Raw genomic sequence first — 18484 nt, 5'->3', positions numbered from 1 at the left:
GATCAGGATCCGCTCACCATCTGGTCGAAGAACATGCTGAGCACGGCCAGGATGGCAAAACCGCTTAGGAACAGCGTCAGCAACCCGCCGACCATCAGAACGATAAACAGGCCGGCCAGCAGATTGACTGCCAGGCTGTTGGGCGGCGGTTCCGGGCCGAAGCGATTGCTGCCGACGGTGCCTGGTACTACCAGCATGATGATCCAGAACACACTGTTGACGATCGGCACCAGGTTGAGCAGCCACAGCCAGCCCGTCCAGCCCATGTCGTGCAGCCGCTGCACGCCGATCTGCACACTGATTACCAGCATGCCGATAGCCGCGCCGATGATCAGGATACTGCCCAGAATTTCCGACAGCAGGCTGACAGCGGATAGCGCGGCGATCAGCACAGTGAAGCCAAACATAAGCACCAGTGACCAGGCCAGGTAGCGCATGCGGCCAATACGCCCATTGAACGAGTTGACTTTCAATTCGCCGACCTGACCGGCGTAGGTGTCGATATTGGCGCGAGGTGGTGTGTAGGGCGTTTGCTGCAGATTCGACACGATCGGCGCCGGTTGCGTCAGCGTGCTGTCGGCGAGGGTCGCCTGGCGAGCCAGGTACTTTTCGATGATCACGCCGCAGGCCGAGCATTCAGCCGCGTTATCTTGTTGGTGGCCGCATTTCGGGCAAACCATCGATTGTTGTGGTTGCGCCTGTGTCAGGGGTGCAGCGCTGACGGTCTTCTCCTCGTCCGTTTCCACGAGACTCAGCGCAGCTGACAGGTCGGGCTCCTTGCGTGCTTGGGCGCCGGCACGCTGCAGTACGGTCAAATACTGGTTGGCTTCGTCTTCTGCCAGGTCGCGCTTCAGGGCGATGGGCCCCCGACCGAACAGGCTGTCGATGCGCGCGCGGTCACTCTTGAACAGGCTGGCCAGATTGGCCTTGACTGTGTCCATCGAGGTGTCGGGCATCAGGCTGCCATCGAAGACGATTTTGTAGCGGAGCTGGCTCATGCGCGCGTCCTTGTCTGCACGGGAGAGAGTTGGCAGACCCTATCGTTCCATCATGCCTTCGACAAGTGACCATGGGCGACTTTCGAACACGGCTGAGTGTTGGTTCTCAGCTTGCTGGCAGCTTCGACGTTAGGGCCAACTGATACTCGCGATCCAGGCGGGTAATCAGCTCGCTGACCGAGGGCACATCAGCAATTCCGCCTACGCCCTGACCCGCCGACCAGACGTTCTTCCAAGCCTTGGCTTCCTCATCGAGTGGCTTGAGCTTGGCGCCAGGGTGAGCGCCTTGTAGGGTCTGCATGTCGAAACCTGCTCGTTCCAGGCTCTGGCGCATGAAGCTGGCAGGGACGCCGGAGACCGCTGGTGTGTGGATGATGTCGCTGGCACGGGCCTCGATGATCATCTGCTTGTAGTCCTGGCCCGCAGTACTCTCCTGAGTGGCGACGAAACGAGTGCCCATGTACGCCAGGTCGGCTCCAAGTATTTGTGCTGCGAGGATTTCATGACCGCTGTTGAGGGCGCCCGCCAGTAGCACGGTCTTGTCGAAGAACTGACGGATCTCCGCGATCAGCGCAAAGGGGCTCCAGGTTCCTGCATGGCCACCGGCTCCCGCTGCGACGGCGATCAGGCCGTCGACACCCGCCTCGGCGGCCTTTTGCGCATGCCGGCGGGTGGTGACGTCATGGAAGACCAGGCCGCCATAGGCATGTACGGTATCGACGACCTCCTTCACCGCACCGAGGCTGGTGATGATGATCGGCACCCGGTGGGCTGCGCAGATGGCGAGGTCTTGCTCCAGGCGCGGGTTACTGGCGTGTACGATCAGGTTGACGGCGTAGGGTGCGCTATCTTCCTGTAGGCCTGTTTCGATCTCATCCAGCCAGGCCTCGAAACCTGCGCTGTCACGCTGGTTCAGGGCCGGGAAGCTGCCGACGATGCCGTTGTTGCAGCAAGCGGTCACCAGCGCAGGGTTGGAAACCAGGAACATCGGTGCGGCGACCAGCGGCAAACGCAGACGCTTTTCCAGCAAAGCGGGCAGAGACATGGAGGGCTCCTTGGCAGGTCTTGGTCAGAACGGTTTGACCACCACCAGGATGACGATGGCGATCAGCAGCAATACCGGTACTTCGTTGAACCAGCGATAGAACACATGACTACGCTTGTTCTCGCCGCGGGCAAGGCGCTTGTACATGGCGCCGCAGACATGGTGGTAGCCCACCAGCAGCAACACCAGTGTCAGCTTGGCGTGCATCCAGCCCTGACTCATCCAGCCCGGTACCATCACCAACAAGCCAATGCCGAATACCAGAGTGGCTATCATGGCCGGGGTCATGATGCCGCGGTACAGCTTGCGCTGCATGACGCTGAAGCGCTCGCGGCTTGGCGCGTCCTCGCTCATTGCGTGATACACGAACAGGCGTGGCAGATAGAACAGCCCGGCAAACCAGCAGACCATGGCGACGATATGCAGAGCTTTGATCCACAGGTAGAGCATTGCCGTTCCTCTCGGTAATAAGTGCTTCGATACTAGTGCCCATGGTCTCAATAGTCATCAAGACGGTTGGCCGCAGGCGGGTCCGCCTTTATGATCGTCATCTCTTACCAGCCTCGAGGCACCCGATGCCTGTATCCGCCATCACTTCGACAACACTGCCTGCCCGCCATCGCGGCGCGCGCGGGTGGCTGGTCTGATGTCGGGTTGGGAAGTCCGCCCCAGCAATCGCGCCCATGAGCGGCGCCTTCGTGTTGCGCTGATCCTTCTGTTGATGGCCGTACCCAGCGCTTTCTATCTGGGAAGTTGGTGGCAGACCCGAGCGATGCAGGATCAGGGCGTCGAATCACAGGCAATGCAGGCTCGACTCGACGAGCAGGTGCGGGAGTTGGACGAGCTGCGTCAGCGCATGGCGGTACTCAGCAGTGGCGAGCAACTGGCCCAGCAGTCCAACGAGCAGAGTCGCCAGACCATCAAGCTGTTGGAAGAACAGAACTTCAAGCAGCAGCAGGAGCTAGCCTTCTATAAGGGTGTCTTGGCTCCAGATAGCCGGGTCGATGGGCTGCTTATCCGCAGCTTTGACATCCACCCCACCGAGCAGCCGGGTCTGTTCCGTTTCAAGATCATGCTCAGTCGGGTAGGCAAGGATGACAAACCCATGCAGGGGCGTTTGCATGTGCAGGTGGAGGGGCGCCAGGCCGGCAAGGCGAAAAGCCTGCAACTGGCGCAATTGAGTGGTGATTTGCCGGACGGTTCGACCGAACAGTCGATTCCGTTCGCCTTCAAGCACCTGCAAGCGATTCCGGAAGGCGGGCGCCTCGGGGAGCTGCAGCTCCCCGAAGGGTTCGAACCGCAGCAGATACGTATCAAGGCGGATGTCGAGGGTAGCAAGCCCGTCGAACGTCAAATCGAATGGACTGACTGATAAGTGATGGTTCGCGATGTGGAATAAAGGCAAAGGCAAGGCAGACATGCAGCGCTTCACTGGTAAAACCAGCCTGATTGCAGCGGGCGCGGTATTTCGCGGTGACCTAGAGTTTCAGGGCGCCGTGCAGATCGATGGCAAGGTGCTCGGCGATATCCGCACCGAGGAAGGGCTGGTGCGGGTCAGCGTTGACGGGCAGGTTGAAGGTGAGGTGCGGGCCCCCCATATAGTGATCGATGGCGAGATCATCGGTGATGTCTACGCCAGCCAGCACGTTGAGCTAGGGCCGCGGGCTCGGGTGCGCGGAAACCTTTATTACGGGCTGATGGAAATGGCCATGGGTGCGCAGGTCGAGGGTGGTTTGCGGCCTATCAAGGAGCAGGGCAGACCGTTGGAGCTACCCGAGAGCGTGGACGACGTAGAATAGTTGACCGCTTTTCTCGGGTAAGCGGATAATGTAGCGCTACAACGCAGTATGGCGCCTGGCGCCGGGAGAGAAACATGAGCGTCGAAACCTTCACCCCCACCGCAGCGATGCAGTTCACGCAAGGGGCGGCAAGCAAGGTTAAGAACCTGGTTGATGAAGAAGGCAACCCGCGTCTGAAGCTGCGCGTGTTCGTCACCGGCGGCGGCTGCTCCGGTTTCCAATACGGTTTTACCTTCGATGAAGACGTTGCCGATGATGACACCATCATTGAGCGTGAAGGTGTCGCTCTGGTGGTCGACCCGATGAGTTTCCAGTATCTGGTGGGCTCCGAGGTGGATTATCAGGAGGGCCTGGAGGGGTCGCGTTTCGTGATCAAAAACCCTAACGCCACCACCACCTGTGGTTGCGGTTCATCGTTCTCGATTTGAGTTTGCCATTCATAAAAACGCCGCGCATTTGCGCGGCGTTTTTCGTTCTGTTTGCTGTAATCAGGCTGGGTAGATCGCACCTAGTACTCGTAACCCGCGTGCCCCGGTAACCTCCGGACGGTTACCGGGAATGCCATTGAGGCAGCAATGGGCGAGCCACGCGAATGCCATGGCCTCCACCCAGTCGGCCGGTACGCCATGATCGTCCGTGCTGCTGACCTTCGCGCTAGGTAGCAGCGCCTGCAAGCGAGCGATCAATGTCTTGTTGTGCGCACCGCCGCCACAGACCAGCAATTCGCTGCAATGCGGTTGGGCCTGTTGTAGCGAGAAGACGATGCTGGTTGCCGTCAGCTCGAGCAGCGTGGCCTGCACATCTGTCGCCTTGTACCCCGGCTGCTTTTCCAACTGCTCCATCAGCCATGGCAGGTTGAACAATTCGCGACCGGTGCTTTTCGGGCCGGTTGCCTGGAAGAAGGGATCGCTGAGAAGTGCCCTGAGCAGCGCGTCCTGTACCTGTCCGCTCGCAGCCCAGGACCCATCGCGGTCGTAGGCGTGCCCTTGATGATGGTGAATCCAGGCGTCCATCAATACGTTGCCTGGGCCACAATCGAAACCCAGTGCCGGCTTGCCTTCTTCGAGTAGGCTCAGGTTGCTGAAGCCGCCCACATTCAGGATTGCCCGTGCCGAATCGGGGCTGGCGAACAGTGCCTCGTGAAATGCCGGCACCAGTGGTGCACCCTGGCCGCCCGCCGCGACATCACGGCGACGGAAATCGGCAACCACGCTGATGCCAGTGAGTTCGGCAAGCAGGGCGGCATTGCTGATCTGGATGGTGAAACCCCGCGCTGGCTCGTGGCGCACGGTCTGGCCATGGCTGCCAATGGCGCGGATGGCCTGTGGTTGGAGGTTCTGTTTGGCCAGCAGGCTATGCACGCCTTCGGCGACCAGCTGTGCCCATTGCTGTTCGGCGATGGCCGCGCGCGCGAGCTCGTCCGGGCCAGAGCTGCAGAGTGCCAGCAACTGTTCACGGAGCGAGTCGGGGAGGGGCTGGTAATGATGGGCGAGCAGCTTGGTGTGCTCGCCTTGCTCGATAAGGGCGATGTCCAGCCCGTCGAGACTGGTGCCGGACATCACGCCAAGGTAGAGCATCGGCTTAACGCTTGTTCAGCGCGAGCGTTGTGGCTTTTTCCTGATCCATGCGTGCCATAAGTGGCTTGCTCATCTGCAGGAAGCGCTGTTTGTCCTGACGGGCGATCGGATCGGACATTGGGAGTTTTTGGCTCAGCGGATCTACGTGAGTGCCGTTGACCTGGAACTCGTAGTGCAGGTGTGGCCCTGTGGACAAACCGGTAGTCCCGATATAACCGATGATTTGGCCCTGCTTGACGCTACCGCCTGTGCGTACGCCTTTGGCGAAGCCCTGCATATGAGCGTAGAGCGTGCGATAGCGGCTGCCGTGTTGCAGCACGATGGTATTGCCATAACCGCCTTTACGCCCGGCCAGAATGACCTTGCCATCACCTGCCGCCTTGATAGGCGTGCCGCGTGGCGCCGCGTAATCCACACCTTTATGGGCGCGAATCTTGTTGAGGATCGGATGCTTGCGACCGTTGGAGAAACGCGAGCTGATGCGGGCGAAGTCTACTGGGGTACGGATGAAGGCCTTGCGCATGCTGTTGCCGTCGGCATCGTAGTAGCTGACGTTGCCCTGCTTGTCGGTATAACGCACGGCGGTATAGGTCTTGCCCCGGTTGGTGAAGCGTGCTGAGAGAATGTTACCTGTACCGACCGACTTGTCGGCAACGACCTTATCTTGGTAGATGACTTCAAACTCGTCGCCCTGGCGAATATCCATAGCGAAGTCGATGTCATAGCCAAAGATGTTGGCCAGATCCATGGTCAGGTTGTGCGACAGACCGGCGCGCTTCGCGGATACGAACAGCGAACTGTTGATCACGCCGTGAGCGTAAGCGTCACGAACATCCGGCTTGACCAGCTCGCGCTTGAAGTCATAGCCCTTTTCCGTCTTGCTCAGGCTGACGCTTTCCAGGTCGCTGAGCTTGCTGTGCAGGCTTTCCAGCTGGCCGTCTTCGGTGAGTTTGAACTGCAACTCCTGGCCGACCTTAAGGCGGCTCAGTTGCTTGGCTTCCTTGCTGCTGTTGATCACGTCATGCAGGGTGTTTGCGGACAAGCCGACCTTGCTGAATACCGTGGAAAGCGTATCGCCATTGGCCACTGCAACGGTTTTGCTGAGCGGATCCTCGGGTGGCTGTTCGGCTACCTGAGGCTCGGCCTCCAGCTCGGCGTTCTGGGTGTCTTCGCTACCTTCAATTTGTGCGAAAGGCGACTCATCGGCGGGTTGCTCTTGTGCCACGTCCGCCGGAGGCGTTGGCAGGTTTTGCTGAACCTGCTCCGAGCCGTTGTCCATGTCGAGATTGAGAAAGGTCTTTTTCGCTTCTACTTCCCGGGAAGGGAAGACCAAGAGAGCTAGGCTGAGCAGCGCGGCTACGCCGCTCGCTGCGATGATGTGGGTTTTGGGGTAGAGCGGCGGCGCTTTAGTTGTCGAGGTCATAGGGCTGCTTTTTGAAGTGAAAAGATGAAGAGGAAAAAGAAGAAACTGATGAATATGCAGTAACTGTATAAAATATAACCAAATCCACCTTGAGGCAACCCTGAAAGTGATGGCTGGCACGCCTCTGGTTTTACTCTGGGCAAAACTTGTCATTTGTCCGTGATCTTGTATGGTTGGTTCCCTTTTGAATTCGGTGATTGTGAGTCCCTATGAAGTCGGTTGAAGAGCAGCTCGCGCTGATCAAGCGCGGTGCGGAAGAAGTCCTGGTTGAAGCAGAGCTGATTGAGAAGCTCAAGCGTGGCGAGCCGCTGCGTATCAAGGCCGGCTTCGACCCGACTGCGCCAGATCTGCATCTGGGCCATACCGTGCTTATTAATAAGCTGCGCCAGTTTCAGGAGCTGGGGCACCAGGTGATCTTCCTGATTGGCGACTTCACCGGAATGATCGGCGATCCTAGCGGCAAGAGCGCTACCCGTCCGCCGCTTACCCGCGAGCAGGTTCTGGATAACGCCGAAACCTATAAGCAGCAGGTGTTCAAGATCCTCGACCCTGCAAAGACCGAGGTTGCCTTCAACTCCACTTGGATCAATGAGCTGACGCCTGCCGACTTCATTCGCCTGGCTTCCCAGTACACCGTGGCGCGGATGCTCGAGCGCGATGACTTCGACAAACGCTACTCCGGCAATCAGCCTATCGCCATCCATGAGTTCCTTTACCCGCTGGTGCAGGGCTATGACTCCGTTGCGTTGCGTGCCGATGTCGAGTTGGGCGGCACCGATCAGAAATTCAACCTGCTGATGGGGCGTGAGCTGCAGCGCGCTTATGGTCAGGCGTCTCAGTGCGTGGTCACCATGCCGCTGCTCGAAGGTCTGGATGGTGTGAAAAAGATGTCCAAGTCTCTGGGCAACTATATAGGTATCCAGGAAGCGCCCGGCGTCATGTACAACAAGCTGGTGTCTATGCCGGATGCGCTGATGTGGCGTTACTTCGAATTGCTGAGCTTCCGTTCCATGGATGAGATCGAGCAGTTCAAGAAGGATGTCGAGAGCGGCGCCAACCCTCGCGACATCAAGATCAAATTGGCCGAAGAGATCGTGGCGCGTTTCCATGGTGAGGAGGCTGCTGCCAGTGCGCACCGTTCTGCCGGTAACCGAATGAAGGATGGTGAGTTGCCGGAGGATCTGCCTGAGCTCGAGCTTGCCTCTGCCGAGGACATGCCGATTGCAGCTCTCCTTAATAAGGTAGGGTTGGTAAAGAATGCTGCAGTCGCTCGCGATTTACTGGGATCCGGCGGTGTGCGGGTAGATGGCGAGGTAGTTGACCGTGCTTTCGTATTCAAGCTGGGCGCGACCCATGTTTGTCAGGCCGGGAAGAAGGCCTTTGCTCGGGTTTCACTAAAATCCGAATAAATCTGAAATAAACCATTGACCTGAGATTCTGGCTGCCTATAATGCGCACCACTTCCGGCGCAGCCTGATCTGAAAACTCCTTGTTAATCAGGAAGTTAGAAGAAAATAAGGGTTGCACGGACGGCGAATTCGAGTAGAATGCGCCGGCATCGACAGGGTGGTTTGAGTGGCTCTGTTGGTGGTTCGATCAGGTTTGATCGAAGGCGGTAAAGAGGGTGTTGACAGCAGGTTGTAACGCTGTAGAATGCGCCTCCCGCTGGAGAGAAGATGATCTGGTTGGGTGCTGCAAGGTGTTGAGAAGAAAGAAAAAATTCTTCAAAAACAACTTGACAGGAAGTGAGGCTGCTGTAAGATGCGCGCCTCGGTTGAGACGAAAGACTTAACCAAACGTTCTTTAACAATTGAATCAAGCAATTCGTGTGGGTGCTTGTGAGCTAAGACTGAGGATCGCAAGATTATCAGCATCACAAGTAAACACTCGTAATAGAGAGTTTTTTCTTCTTAATTGAAGAGTTTGCGATTGCTGAGCCAAGTTTAGGGTTTTCTCAAAACCCATGCAGTATTGAACTGAAGAGTTTGATCATGGCTCAGATTGAACGCTGGCGGCAGGCCTAACACATGCAAGTCGAGCGGTTGACGGGAGCTTGCTCCCTGATTCAGCGGCGGACGGGTGAGTAATGCCTAGGAATCTGCCTATTAGTGGGGGACAACGTTTCGAAAGGAACGCTAATACCGCATACGTCCTACGGGAGAAAGCAGGGGACCTTCGGGCCTTGCGCTAATAGATGAGCCTAGGTCGGATTAGCTAGTTGGTGAGGTAAAGGCTCACCAAGGCGACGATCCGTAACTGGTCTGAGAGGATGATCAGTCACACTGGAACTGAGACACGGTCCAGACTCCTACGGGAGGCAGCAGTGGGGAATATTGGACAATGGGCGAAAGCCTGATCCAGCCATGCCGCGTGTGTGAAGAAGGTCTTCGGATTGTAAAGCACTTTAAGTTGGGAGGAAGGGCAGTAAATTAATACTTTGCTGTTTTGACGTTACCGACAGAATAAGCACCGGCTAACTCTGTGCCAGCAGCCGCGGTAATACAGAGGGTGCAAGCGTTAATCGGAATTACTGGGCGTAAAGCGCGCGTAGGTGGTTTGTTAAGTTGGATGTGAAAGCCCCGGGCTCAACCTGGGAACTGCATCCAAAACTGGCAAGCTAGAGTACGGTAGAGGGTGGTGGAATTTCCTGTGTAGCGGTGAAATGCGTAGATATAGGAAGGAACACCAGTGGCGAAGGCGACCACCTGGACTGATACTGACACTGAGGTGCGAAAGCGTGGGGAGCAAACAGGATTAGATACCCTGGTAGTCCACGCCGTAAACGATGTCAACTAGCCGTTGGGTTCCTTGAGGACTTAGTGGCGCAGCTAACGCATTAAGTTGACCGCCTGGGGAGTACGGCCGCAAGGTTAAAACTCAAATGAATTGACGGGGGCCCGCACAAGCGGTGGAGCATGTGGTTTAATTCGAAGCAACGCGAAGAACCTTACCAGGCCTTGACATGCTGAGAACTTTCCAGAGATGGATTGGTGCCTTCGGGAACTCAGACACAGGTGCTGCATGGCTGTCGTCAGCTCGTGTCGTGAGATGTTGGGTTAAGTCCCGTAACGAGCGCAACCCTTGTCCTTAGTTACCAGCACGTAATGGTGGGAACTCTAAGGAGACTGCCGGTGACAAACCGGAGGAAGGTGGGGATGACGTCAAGTCATCATGGCCCTTACGGCCTGGGCTACACACGTGCTACAATGGTCGGTACAAAGGGTTGCCAAGCCGCGAGGTGGAGCTAATCCCATAAAACCGATCGTAGTCCGGATCGCAGTCTGCAACTCGACTGCGTGAAGTCGGAATCGCTAGTAATCGTGAATCAGAATGTCACGGTGAATACGTTCCCGGGCCTTGTACACACCGCCCGTCACACCATGGGAGTGGGTTGCACCAGAAGTAGCTAGTCTAACCTTCGGGGGGACGGTTACCACGGTGTGATTCATGACTGGGGTGAAGTCGTAACAAGGTAGCCGTAGGGGAACCTGCGGCTGGATCACCTCCTTAATCGAAAGATCCCAGCTTATTCATAAGCACCCACACGAATTGCTTGATTCATTGCGAAAGACGATTGGGTCTGTAGCTCAGTTGGTTAGAGCGCACCCCTGATAAGGGTGAGGTCGGCAGTTCGAATCTGCCCAGACCCACCAATTGTTGAGGGTGCAGGCCTTGGAAGTATTGGGGCCATAGCTCAGCTGGGAGAGCGCCTGCCTTGCACGCAGGAGGTCAGCGGTTCGATCCCGCTTGGCTCCACCATTTACAGCCTTCGACGTTGATGTGAATAGAGTTCAGAAATGAGCATTCCTGTTTAGGCAGATGAGTGTTGATTTCTGGTCTTTGACCAGTCAGAAAAATCGTTCTTTAAAAATTTGGGTATGTGATAGAAGTGACTGATTGATTACTTTCACTGGTAATTAATTTGGTCAAGGTAAAATTTGCGTTGTTCTCAAGTGCAAATTTTCGGCGAATGTCGTCTTCACGTTATAGACAGTAACCAGATTGCTTGGGGTTATATGGTCAAGTGAAGAAGCGCATACGGTGGATGCCTTGGCAGTCAGAGGCGATGAAAGACGTTGTAGCCTGCGATAAGCTCCGGGGAGTCGGCAAACAGACTTTGATCCGGAGATCTCTGAATGGGGGAACCCACCTAGCATAAGCTGGGTATCATGCACTGAATACATAGGTGCATGAGGCGAACCAGGGGAACTGAAACATCTAAGTACCCTGAGGAAAAGAAATCAACCGAGATTCCCTTAGTAGTGGCGAGCGAACGGGGACTAGCCCTTAAGTTGATTAGAGATTAGTGGAAGGTTCTGGAAAGTTCCGCCGTAGTGGGTGATAGCCCCGTACACGAAAATCTCTTTTCAATGAAATCGAGTAGGACGGAGCACGAGAAACTTTGTCTGAATATGGGGGGACACATCCTCCAAGGCTAAATACTACTGACTGACCGATAGTGAACTAGTACCGTGAGGGAAAGGCGAAAAGAACCCCGGAGAGGGGAGTGAAATAGATCCTGAAACCGTATGCGTACAAGCAGTGGGAGCCTACTTTGTTGGGTGACTGCGTACCTTTTGTATAATGGGTCAGCGACTTATATTCAGTGGCGAGCTTAACCGAATAGGGGAGGCGTAGCGAAAGCGAGTCTTAATAGGGCGTTTAGTCGCTGGGTATAGACCCGAAACCGGGCGATCTATCCATGGGCAGGTTGAAGGTTGGGTAACACTAACTGGATGAACCGAACCGACTACCGTTGAAAAGTTAGCGGATGACCTGTGGATCGGAGTGAAAGGCTAATCAAGCTCGGAGATAGCTGGTTCTCCTCGAAAGCTATTTAGGTAGCGCCTCGTGTATCACTGCTGGGGGTAGAGCACTGTTTCGGCTAGGGGGTCATCCCGACTTACCAAACCGATGCAAACTCCGAATACCAGCAAGTGTCAGCACGGGAGACACACGGCGGGTGCTAACGTCCGTCGTGAAAAGGGAAACAACCCAGACCGTCAGCTAAGGTCCCAAAGTTATGGTTAAGTGGGAAACGATGTGGGAAGGCTTAGACAGCTAGGAGGTTGGCTTAGAAGCAGCCACCCTTTAAAGAAAGCGTAATAGCTCACTAGTCGAGTCGGCCTGCGCGGAAGATGTAACGGGGCTCAAACCATACACCGAAGCTACGGGTTCATCTTAGGATGAGCGGTAGAGGAGCGTTCTGTAAGCCTGTGAAGGTGAGTTGAGAAGCTTGCTGGAGGTATCAGAAGTGCGAATGCTGACATGAGTAACGACAATGGGAGTGAAAAACTCCCACGCCGAAAGACCAAGGTTTCCTGCGCAACGTTAATCGACGCAGGGTGAGTCGGCCCCTAAGGCGAGGCAGAAATGCGTAGTCGATGGGAAACGGGTTAATATTCCCGTACTTCTAATTACTGCGATGGAGGGACGGAGAAGGCTAGGCCAGCACGGCGTTGGTTGTCCGTGTTTAAGGTGGTAGGCTGATTTCTTAGGTAAATCCGGGAGATCAAGGCCGAGAGCTGATGACGAGTTGTCCTTTAGGACGATGAAGTGGTTGATGCCATGCTTCCAGGAAAAGCTTCTAAGCTTCAGGTAATTAGGAACCGTACCCCAAACCGACACAGGTGGTTAGGTAGAGAATACCAAGGCGCTTGAGAGAACTCGGGTGAAGGAACTAGGCAAAATGGCACCGTAACTTCGGGAGAAGGTGCGCCGGTGAGTGTGAAGGGTTTACCCCGTAAGCACATGCCGGTCGAAGATACCAGGCCGCTGCGACTGTTTATTAAAAACACAGCACTCTGCAAACACGAAAGTGGACGTATAGGGTGTGACGCCTGCCCGGTGCCGGAAGGTTAATTGATGGGGTTAGCTAACGCGAAGCTCTTGATCGAAGCCCCGGTAAACGGCGGCCGTAACTATAACGGTCCTAAGGTAGCGAAATTCCTTGTCGGGTAAGTTCCGACCTGCACGAATGGCGTAACGATGGCGGCGCTGTCTCCACCCGAGACTCAGTGAAATTGAAATCGCTGTGAAGATGCAGTGTATCCGCGGCTAGACGGAAAGACCCCGTGAACCTTTACTATAGCTTTGCACTGGACTTTGAGCTTGCTTGTGTAGGATAGGTGGGAGGCTTTGAAGTGGGGACGCTAGTTCTCATGGAGCCAACCTTGAAATACCACCCTGGCAACCTTGAGGTTCTAACTCTGGTTCGGTTATCCGGATCGAGGACAGTGTATGGTGGGTAGTTTGACTGGGGCGGTCTCCTCCTAAAGAGTAACGGAGGAGTACGAAGGTGCGCTCAGACCGGTCGGAAATCGGTCGTAGAGTATAAAGGCAAAAGCGCGCTTGACTGCGAGACAGACACGTCGAGCAGGTACGAAAGTAGGTCTTAGTGATCCGGTGGTTCTGTATGGAAGGGCCATCGCTCAACGGATAAAAGGTACTCCGGGGATAACAGGCTGATACCGCCCAAGAGTTCATATCGACGGCGGTGTTTGGCACCTCGATGTCGGCTCATCACATCCTGGGGCTGAAGCCGGTCCCAAGGGTATGGCTGTTCGCCATTTAAAGTGGTACGCGAGCTGGGTTTAGAACGTCGTGAGACAGTTCGGTCCCTATCTGCCGTGGACGTTTGAGATTTGAGAGGGGCTGCTCCTAGTACGAGAGGACCGGAGTGGACGAACCTCTGGTGTTCCGGTTGTCACGCCAGTGGCATTGCCGGGTAGCTATGTTCGGGAAAGATAACCGCTGAAAGCATCTAAGCGGGAAACTTGCCTCAAGATGAGATCTCACTGGAACCTTGAGTTCCCTAAAGGGCCGTCGAAGACTACGACGTTGATAGGCTGGGTGTGTAAGCGTTGTGAGGCGTTGAGCTAACCAGTACTAATTGCCCGTGAGGCTTGACCATATAACACCCAAACAATTTGGCTGTTAGACGGTAGAAGTCGACAGTAATGCCGAAAATTTGTAAAAGAACACGCAACACCAACTGATATCACATACCCAATTCGGGGAAGCGACCTAAACATCGACTCCCCAACCGGATTGCTTGACGACCATAGAGCATTGGAACCACCTGATCCCATCCCGAACTCAGTAGTGAAACGATGCATCGCCGATGGTAGTGTGGGGTTTCCCCATGTGAGAGTAGGTCATCGTCAAGCTTCTACTAGAAACCCCAGATCTCGACAGAGGTCTGGGGTTTCGTCTTTGCGGCGAAGGAAAAAGACCGCTGCAGCAGGTCGAGCGTAGGAGTCGGCGAGCCACGGGCACGAGCTTCGCCGGCAAGCCGCCTCCTACAACGATCGGAGGCCCTTCCCTGGTTCGCTTCACCCGGCACTCAGCGGGTCTCGATCTTGGTTGCAGGGGTTATCGGCTGATCGGCAAGGCTCGTAAAATTGATAAGGGCGCGCGGAGATCTGCTTCCCGGAAGCGTTTTTGGATAGAGCGATGCAATTGCACTTCCGGCCTCGGTAGGCAGGGACGAACCTCGTCGCTATCATGCGCACCTTATTGCACGGCAGGTTCGGCATGCAGCCTTTATTGCGACTTTTACAAGACGGCCAGTTTCATTCTGGTGAAGAGCTCGGTGTTGCGATTGGTGTGAGCCGCGCAGCGATCTGGAAGCGGCTGCAGTTGCTTGAGGCTGAATTTGACCTCCGGATCCATAAGGTGCGTGGTCGCGGTTATCGCCTTGAGGCTCCTCTTTCTCTATTGGCGTGTGATGCTCCCGAATTCTCCACGGTGTGGCCTATCACGCTTCTGCAGCAGGTTGACTCCACAAACGCAGAAGCCATGCGCCGTCTGGTCGCTGGTGCTATTCCTCCTTTCTTGGTTGTTGCCGAGCAGCAGATAGCGGGGCGCGGGCGCCGAGGGCGAAGTTGGGTCAGTCCCTTCGGGGAAAATCTTTACTACAGTCTGGTGCTCCGTATCACTGGCGGTATGCGCCAAATCGAGGGCTTAAGCCTGGTTGTTGGTCTTGCCTTACTGCATACCATTCGAGACTCCGGTGTTTCGGATGTTGGCCTGAAGTGGCCCAATGACTTACTTGTGGGGGGGCGCAAGATCGCCGGGATACTCCTGGAGTTATCCGGTGACCCTGCTGACGTATGCCATGTGGTCATCGGAATTGGTGTCAATATCAATATGCGGGTAGTGGCGGGTGATGTCATTGATCAACCATGGACGTCGATTAGGCAGATCTTGGGGGAGCAAATTGACCGCAATGGTTTTTTGAGCAGTCTGGGTATACAGCTTGAGCGCTACCTGGAGTTGCACCGTCTGCATGGTTTTACCGCTTTGCGTGGACAGTGGGAGGCTAGCCATCTATGGCAGGGCCGAATGGTGTCACTTACAGCCGGTGTGCAGTCGGTGGACGGCCGTGTACTAGGAGTGGATGACGCCGGTGCGCTGCGGCTCGAGGTTGATGGTGATGAGCGCGTTTTCAGTGGCGGTGAGCTCAGTTTGAGGTTGCGTGATGATTCTTGAGCTTGATTGCGGTAACAGCTTTATCAAATGGCGTGTCCTTGCCCGGCGCGACGGTATTCAGGTGCTTGAAGGTGGGGTTGTTGGCAGCGATGAAGAGTTGCTCAGCGTTCTGATCTCTCGCTTTCCTGGAGGGGTTTCCGCCTGCCGTCTCGTTAGTGTGCGCACAGAGGATGAAACTCGGGGCTTGGTAGAGGCCTTGGAGGTGCGTTTCGGTATTGACTGCATGATTGCCGCGCCTGCGAAGTTACTGGCGGGTGTGAGCAATGGCTATGATGAATATCAGCGTTTGGGGCTTGATCGCTGGCTTGCAGTCGTCGGTGCTTACAGCGTAGAGCGCCGTGCTTGTCTAGTTCTTGACTTGGGAACTGCAATTACCTCTGACTTCATTGATGCGACCGGCAATCACCTGGGGGGGTTCATCTGCCCAGGGATGCCGCTCATGCGTAATCAACTGCGTACCCATACTCGGCGTATTCGCTATGACGATGCTGTTGCTGAGCTCGCGCAGCACAGTCTTTCGCCTGGTCGTTCTACCGCCGAAGCTGTAGAGCGAGGTTGCCTGTTGATGTTGCGTGGCTTCGTCGATACGCAGCTCGAGCTGGCTCGCCAGCAATGTGGTGGTGATGTAGCGGTGCTCCTTACTGGTGGAGATGCAGCATTGGCCGCAGACTGGGTGGCTGCGGCGAATGTGGTGCCGGATCTTGTGTTCATTGGCTTGGCTATCGCCTGTCCGCTGGTGAGGGAATAAGTTATGCGCTGGTTTTTCATGCTGTTGGTGGTGCTGAATGCCTTCTATTACGTGTGGCACCAACAGCAGGCCCCATTGCATGCAAAGGAGGTCGCTCCCTTGTCGCTCTACCAGGACAGTCGCCGTGATATTCAGTTGCTCAGTGAGTCCGAGCCTCGACAGCGACGTGCTCCTGTAGTTAACGAAGCGCCGGCTGGGGAGACAGTGTGTTTGTTCTTGGGTAGTTTTGAGGAAGATGCGGGGGCCGAGCAGGTCGAGCAGCGCCTGCTCAGTCTGGATATTCGCTCGCAGACTCAGGTCGTCGAGTCTGCGGGTGCTGTCGATTATTGGGTTTATCTGCCGCCGCTGGCTTCCCGCCAGGCGTCACTGAGGCAGTTGCGAGAGCTGCAGGCGCGCAAGATCGATAGCTACATCATTACTCAGGGCGATCTATCCAACGGTATCTCCTTGGGGATCTTTCCCCGTCATGACTCTGCCGACAGTGTGATTTCGCGACTGCGTGGTTCGGGTTACGAGCCATTGCTGCGTGAGCTACCGCGGGCGAACCGCCGTCACTGGGTGCGCATCGCCCCAGAAAGCCGGCGTTTGGTCGATGATTCACTGCTCGAGCGTTTGTCTTTGGACTTCAAAGGTTTACAACACCAATTAATGCCGTGTGAGGGGGTTGCAAGCTCTCAATAGAATGCATAGAATGGCGCCCGCTTCGCAGGGTGGCCATCTTAATCGGTGGGTATGCGAAGTTACTGTTAGTGTCGCTAAGCTCTGGTTTTTAAATGAGAAAGTGCTTGACAGTAGGGTGGCAGATATTGAAAATGCCGCCTCCTTATGGAGGGATTCCCGAGCGGCCAAAGGGATCAGACTGTAAATCTGACGTCTACGACTTCGAAGGTTCGAATCCTTCTCCCTCCACCAGATTTAGGCGTGAGCTGCAGGCTACGCGGGCATAGTTTAGTGGTAGAACCTCAGCCTTCCAAGCTGATGATGCGGGTTCGATTCCCGCTGCCCGCTCCAGCTTAGTTGTTCGTGCAACATATTTGCTCATGTAGCTCAGTTGGTAGAGCACACCCTTGGTAAGGGTGAGGTCAGCGGTTCGAATCCGCTCATGAGCTCCATTTAATAAAGGCAGATATGCGAGTATCTGCCTTTGTTTTAATGGTGCTATCACTCGCTGAATTCTTCGTTCGGAGGCGGTCAAAATGGCTAAAGAAAAATTTGAACGTAGCAAACCTCACGTCAACGTTGGCACTATCGGTCACGTTGACCATGGTAAAACCACGCTGACCGCCGCTCTGACTCGCGTTTGCTCCGAAGTTTTCGGTAGCGCCGTAGTTGCTTTCGACAAGATCGACAGCGCGCCGGAAGAGAAGGCTCGTGGTATCACCATCAACACTGCGCACGTTGAGTACAACTCTTCGATTCGCCACTACGCGCACGTTGACTGCCCGGGTCACGCTGACTATGTGAAGAACATGATCACCGGTGCTGCGCAGATGGACGGCGCTATCCTGGTTTGCTCCGCTGCTGACGGCCCGATGCCGCAGACTCGCGAGCACATCCTGCTGTCCCGTCAGGTAGGTGTTCCGTACATCGTTGTCTTCCTGAACAAGGCTGACATGGTTGACGACGCCGAGCTGCTGGAGCTGGTGGAAATGGAAGTGCGTGACCTGCTCAGCACTTACGATTTCCCGGGCGACGACACTCCGATCATCATCGGTTCGGCTCTGATGGCGCTGAATGGTCAAGACGACAACGAGATGGGCACCACTGCCGTCAAGAAGTTGGTTGAGACTCTGGACAGCTACATCCCAGATCCAGTGCGCGCTATCGACAAGCCGTTCCTGATGCCAATCGAAGACGTGTTCTCGATCTCCGGTCGTGGCACCGTGGTAACTGGCCGTATCGAGCGTGGCATCATCAAGATCCAGGAAGAACTGGAAATTGTTGGTCTGCGTGATACCGTCAAAACCACCTGTACTGGTGTTGAGATGTTCCGCAAGCTGCTCGACGAAGGTCGTGCTGGTGAGAACTGCGGCGTTCTGCTGCGCGGCACCAAGCGTGACGACGTAGAGCGTGGTCAGGTTCTGGTCAAGCCGGGTTCTGTCAAGCCGCACACTACCTTCACTGCAGAAGTGTACGTGTTGAGCAAAGAAGAAGGCGGCCGTCATACTCCGTTCTTCAAAGGCTACCGTCCTCAGTTCTACTTCCGTACTACTGACGTGACTGGTAACTGTGAGCTGCCGGAAGGCGTTGAAATGGTAATGCCAGGTGACAACATTCAGATGACTGTCACTCTGATCAAAACCATCGCAATGGAAGAAGGTCTGCGTTTCGCCATTCGTGAAGGCGGTCGTACCGTCGGCGCCGGCGTCGTAGCAAAGATCATCGAATAATCGTTTGATCT

13 protein-coding genes, 5 tRNA genes and 3 rRNA genes are annotated in these 18484 nt (G+C 55.6%); 16 read left to right on the top strand and 5 right to left on the bottom strand.

Features of this window, described 5'->3' with window-relative positions; genetic code table 11:
* Positions 1–2: 2 nt before the first annotated feature.
* The 3 genes from ACZ0AI_RS14020 to hemJ form a co-directional block, all read right to left on the bottom strand.
* Positions 3–998, bottom strand: coding sequence for a DUF805 domain-containing protein (locus ACZ0AI_RS14020; protein ID WP_463562392.1), 996 nt, complete (start codon positions 996–998; stop codon positions 3–5).
* 106 nt (positions 999–1104) lie between these two features.
* Positions 1105–2043 (bottom strand): NAD(P)H-dependent flavin oxidoreductase, encoded by a 939-nt coding sequence (locus ACZ0AI_RS14015; protein WP_463562391.1) that lies wholly within the window; start codon positions 2041–2043, stop codon positions 1105–1107.
* A 24-nt stretch (positions 2044–2067) separates the two neighbouring features.
* A complete protein-coding gene (hemJ, locus tag ACZ0AI_RS14010; protein ID WP_225838127.1) occupies positions 2068–2493 on the bottom strand; it encodes a protoporphyrinogen oxidase HemJ in 426 nt (141 codons plus the stop codon).
* A 196-nt stretch (positions 2494–2689) separates the two neighbouring features.
* Here hemJ and ACZ0AI_RS14005 point away from each other — a divergent pair, with 196 nt between their 5' ends.
* The 3 genes from ACZ0AI_RS14005 (at position 2690) to erpA (ending at position 4270) form a co-directional block, all read left to right on the top strand.
* On the top strand, positions 2690–3415 hold the full coding sequence (locus ACZ0AI_RS14005; RefSeq protein WP_463562390.1) for a DUF6776 family protein: 726 nt from the start codon (positions 2690–2692) through the stop codon (positions 3413–3415).
* Between the two features lie 16 nt (positions 3416–3431).
* Complete coding sequence (locus ACZ0AI_RS14000) at positions 3432–3842, top strand: bactofilin family protein (protein ID WP_463562389.1); 411 nt, start codon at positions 3432–3434, stop codon at positions 3840–3842.
* Between the two features lie 74 nt (positions 3843–3916).
* A complete protein-coding gene (gene erpA, locus ACZ0AI_RS13995) occupies positions 3917–4270 on the top strand; it encodes an iron-sulfur cluster insertion protein ErpA (RefSeq protein ID WP_463562388.1) in 354 nt (117 codons plus the stop codon).
* Between the two features lie 60 nt (positions 4271–4330).
* Here erpA and ACZ0AI_RS13990 read toward each other — a convergent pair whose 3' ends face one another.
* Together ACZ0AI_RS13990 and ACZ0AI_RS13985 are read right to left on the bottom strand one after the other, a co-directional pair.
* The gene (locus ACZ0AI_RS13990; protein WP_463562387.1) at positions 4331–5419 is read right to left on the bottom strand and encodes an anhydro-N-acetylmuramic acid kinase; all 1089 of its coding nucleotides are present in this window, start codon (positions 5417–5419) and stop codon (positions 4331–4333) included.
* 4 nt (positions 5420–5423) lie between these two features.
* A complete protein-coding gene (locus tag ACZ0AI_RS13985) occupies positions 5424–6842 on the bottom strand; it encodes a peptidoglycan DD-metalloendopeptidase family protein (protein ID WP_463562386.1) in 1419 nt (472 codons plus the stop codon).
* A gap of 209 nt (positions 6843–7051) precedes the next feature.
* Between ACZ0AI_RS13985 and tyrS the strand changes: the two genes are divergently transcribed.
* The 13 genes from tyrS (at position 7052) to tuf (ending at position 18473) form a co-directional block, all read left to right on the top strand.
* Positions 7052–8251, top strand: coding sequence for a tyrosine--tRNA ligase (tyrS, locus tag ACZ0AI_RS13980; RefSeq protein ID WP_463562385.1), 1200 nt, complete (start codon positions 7052–7054; stop codon positions 8249–8251).
* Positions 8252–8815: 564 nt separating this feature from the next.
* Positions 8816–10352 (top strand): 16S ribosomal RNA (locus ACZ0AI_RS13975).
* A gap of 66 nt (positions 10353–10418) precedes the next feature.
* Positions 10419–10495 (top strand) — tRNA-Ile (locus tag ACZ0AI_RS13970).
* 30 nt (positions 10496–10525) lie between these two features.
* A tRNA-Ala gene (locus ACZ0AI_RS13965) sits at positions 10526–10601 on the top strand.
* 259 nt (positions 10602–10860) lie between these two features.
* Positions 10861–13755 (top strand): 23S ribosomal RNA (locus tag ACZ0AI_RS13960).
* A 140-nt stretch (positions 13756–13895) separates the two neighbouring features.
* Positions 13896–14011: ribosomal RNA gene (gene rrf, locus ACZ0AI_RS13955) — 5S ribosomal RNA — on the top strand.
* Together the 16S, 23S and 5S rRNA genes with 2 tRNA genes alongside form the textbook arrangement of a ribosomal RNA operon.
* A gap of 367 nt (positions 14012–14378) precedes the next feature.
* Positions 14379–15335 (top strand): bifunctional biotin--[acetyl-CoA-carboxylase] ligase/biotin operon repressor BirA, encoded by a 957-nt coding sequence (gene birA / locus ACZ0AI_RS13950; RefSeq protein WP_463566269.1) that lies wholly within the window; start codon positions 14379–14381, stop codon positions 15333–15335.
* Positions 15325–16083 (top strand): pantothenate kinase, encoded by a 759-nt coding sequence (locus tag ACZ0AI_RS13945; protein WP_463562384.1) that lies wholly within the window; start codon positions 15325–15327, stop codon positions 16081–16083. Before birA ends, ACZ0AI_RS13945 begins: the two co-directional genes overlap by 11 nt.
* Positions 16084–16086: 3 nt before the next feature.
* On the top strand, positions 16087–16764 hold the full coding sequence (locus ACZ0AI_RS13940) for an SPOR domain-containing protein (protein WP_463562383.1): 678 nt from the start codon (positions 16087–16089) through the stop codon (positions 16762–16764).
* A gap of 146 nt (positions 16765–16910) precedes the next feature.
* Positions 16911–16995, top strand: a tRNA-Tyr gene (locus tag ACZ0AI_RS13935).
* Between the two features lie 25 nt (positions 16996–17020).
* A tRNA-Gly gene (locus ACZ0AI_RS13930) sits at positions 17021–17094 on the top strand.
* A gap of 25 nt (positions 17095–17119) precedes the next feature.
* A tRNA-Thr gene (locus ACZ0AI_RS13925) sits at positions 17120–17195 on the top strand.
* Positions 17196–17279: 84 nt separating this feature from the next.
* The gene (gene tuf, locus ACZ0AI_RS13920; protein ID WP_463562382.1) at positions 17280–18473 is read left to right on the top strand and encodes an elongation factor Tu; all 1194 of its coding nucleotides are present in this window, start codon (positions 17280–17282) and stop codon (positions 18471–18473) included.
* The last annotated feature ends 11 nt before the right edge of the window (positions 18474–18484 follow it).

Source organism: Pseudomonas sp. AC355 (genome assembly GCF_979258205.1).
The sequence above is the reverse complement of the archived record's forward strand: the minus strand, read 5'-3'. Positions and strand labels throughout refer to the sequence as shown.